Below are 2,254 nucleotides of genomic sequence, written 5' to 3' on the forward strand. Positions count from 1 at the left end.
GACATTATACCGACATATTTCGCCAGCAGGAGAGCTGCGGCCTGATGGAAAGAAACTGCTCAATCAGCCCTGAGTTATCGCCGTGGGTAGCCAGTGCACTCTACTTCTGACATTTCGTGCAGTTGTCTTCTGAAAATGACAAATACATTGCAGATTGCCATTTTTAGCCATCTCTTTTACGATAGCCAAATTACCTATACTTATTTTGGCCACCTTAAATGAAAATTGCTCGCATCTATGAAAGAGTCAGTACATTAGAGCAGGATCTGGCACGCCAGGCTGACATCGAAAAAACGGCCATTGCCAGTGGTTTTTATATCGCAGGTATTTATCGGGAAAAAACATCGGGTGCCAGAGCTGACAGACCTGAGCTTCTCCGCATGATCGCCGACCTTCAGCCTGGTGATGTGGTGATAGCCGAAAAAATTGACCGTATCAGTCGTCTCCCTCTTCCTGAAGCTGAAAAACTGATTGCTTCCATCAGAGACAAAGGTGCCCGGCTGGCTATTCCAAGCATAGTGGATTTGTCAGAAGTAGTAGCAGAAAATGATGGTGTCTCCCGCATTGTCCTTGAATCTGTTCAGGAGTTATTGCTGAAACTTGCCCTTCAGACCGCACGAGATGACTACGAAATACGGCGGGAAAGACAGCGCCAGGGTGTTCAGCTCGCCAAAGTTGCAGGCAAGTACGCAGGCAGGAAGGCCGATCTCGTGACCCATGAGCGTATCATTACCCTCCGGCAGTCCGGGTTAACTATTGAGCACACAGCCACGCTGGCCGGATGCAGCATCAGCCAGGTCAAACGCGTCTGGGCAATCCATCAGTCGCAAAAAAATTCGTGATATGCCCCTGAACTAAGGATGGTTTACGATGCCCGTTAATTTTCTTTCCGAAGATCAAAAAGCAGGTTACGGTAACTATCATGGCGAACTGACAAAGGAAACACTGGCTCGCTATTTTCATCTTGATGATTTTGACCGGATGAATATTTCTGAAAAACGGGGAGACCATAACCGGTTGGGCTATGCCATATTATTATGTACAGTCCGTTACCTCGGTCGCTTCCCCGATTTAACGACAATAATTCCGGTTGCTGTTATTGATTTTCTTGCAGAGCAACTACATATTGAGAGCAGGATGAGATCGCGAACGTTTTTTGAGCAAATCCGAACGATTTGACGCGCTATTCTCGTTGTGATCTTATGCTCTCTTTTGGGAGCCCTGCCTGATGGTATCTGACGCTTTCTTGTTGCACTTTGGTTGCCAGGAAGACCCTCGCCAGACAGCAAAAATCAGTTATCCCCTGTTTGACGTCCTGTTCCTGACGATCTGCGCTGTTATTGCCGGAGCTGAAGGATGGGAAGACATTGAAGATTTTGGCGAAGTCCATATTGAATGGCTTCAGAAAAAAGGGCTGTTCCCCAACGGGTTACCTGTTCATGACACCATCGCACGTATTGTTTCACGCCTAAACCCGGTTCAGTTTCAGCAGTGCTTTGTCCGATGGGTGCAGTCGGTGAATAAGCTTACCGGAGGTGAGCTGGTTGCCGTTGATGGCAAGGTGTTGCGGGGGAGTTACAACAGTAAGAGTCGCTGTTCTGCCATTCATATGGTCAGCGCCTTTGCCACCCGCAATGGCGTGGTAATGGGCCAGTTAAAAACAGAGGCCAAATCCAATGAAATTACAGCTATCCCGGCACTGCTGAAGCTACTGGAGCTTAAGGGATGCCTGATATCCATTGACGCAATAGGATGTCAGACCAGCATCGCTGACACCATAGTCAGGCAGGGTGGTGATTATCTGCTGGCCGTAAAGGCAAACCAGAAGCAACTTCATAGCGCAGTAAAAGAGGCCATGTGGCCGCTCTGTGCTGCTGAAAAAACCGGCAGCGTGGTCGTGGAAAAAGGGCACGGGCGCGTCGAAATCAGAGAATATCATGTACTCCCGGCGGATAATCTGGCAGCACAATTTCCTGAATGGAAGTGCCTGAAAACACTGGGGGCAGCAATCAGTTATCGGCTGGATAAATCGGGGAAAGAGTCTCTCGAATACCGCTACTATATCAGCTCAGCAGAACTGAGCGCGGAACGGTTTGCCGGGGCAGTCAGAGACTGACCCTGACCCAAGATCCTGCTCCATTCAGAAACAGAATTCCGGCATGATCTACACTCCCTGAACGGAGGTGGTGCCGATGAAAAAATCACGATTCACCGAAGAGCAGATTGTTTTTGCCCTGAAGCAGGCTGAACTGGG

Annotated in this window: 2 protein-coding genes and 1 pseudogene; all 3 read left to right on the forward strand. The window is 48.9% G+C overall.

The features are described 5' to 3' along the window. Positions 1-218 precede the first annotated feature (218 nt). On the forward strand, positions 219-842 hold the full coding sequence (locus VGM55_RS07590) for a recombinase family protein (protein WP_331635134.1): 624 nt from the start codon (positions 219-221) through the stop codon (positions 840-842). Positions 843-870: 28 nt separating this feature from the next. Further along, positions 871-1,179 carry a DUF4158 domain-containing protein gene (locus VGM55_RS07595; protein ID WP_331635135.1) on the forward strand — a complete coding sequence of 103 codons (309 nt, stop codon included), beginning with the start codon at positions 871-873 and terminating at the stop codon, positions 1,177-1,179. Positions 1,180-1,228: 49 nt separating this feature from the next. Further along, positions 1,229-2,110: pseudogene (locus VGM55_RS07600) on the forward strand (ISAs1 family transposase); the annotation flags it as partial. Between the last annotated feature and the right edge of the window lie 144 nt (positions 2,111-2,254).

This window comes from Cedecea sp. (assembly GCF_036500665.1).
In the GTDB taxonomy this organism is placed as follows: Bacteria; Pseudomonadota; Gammaproteobacteria; order Enterobacterales; family Enterobacteriaceae; genus Cedecea.

Excerpts from the sequence above, each read along its gene's own strand:
- VGM55_RS07590 (WP_331635134.1), top strand. The coding sequence starts at position 219 with ATGAAAATTGCTCGCATCTATGAAAGAGTCAGTACATTAGAGCAGGAT.
- VGM55_RS07595 (WP_331635135.1), top strand. The coding sequence starts at position 871 with ATGCCCGTTAATTTTCTTTCCGAAGATCAAAAAGCAGGTTACGGTAAC.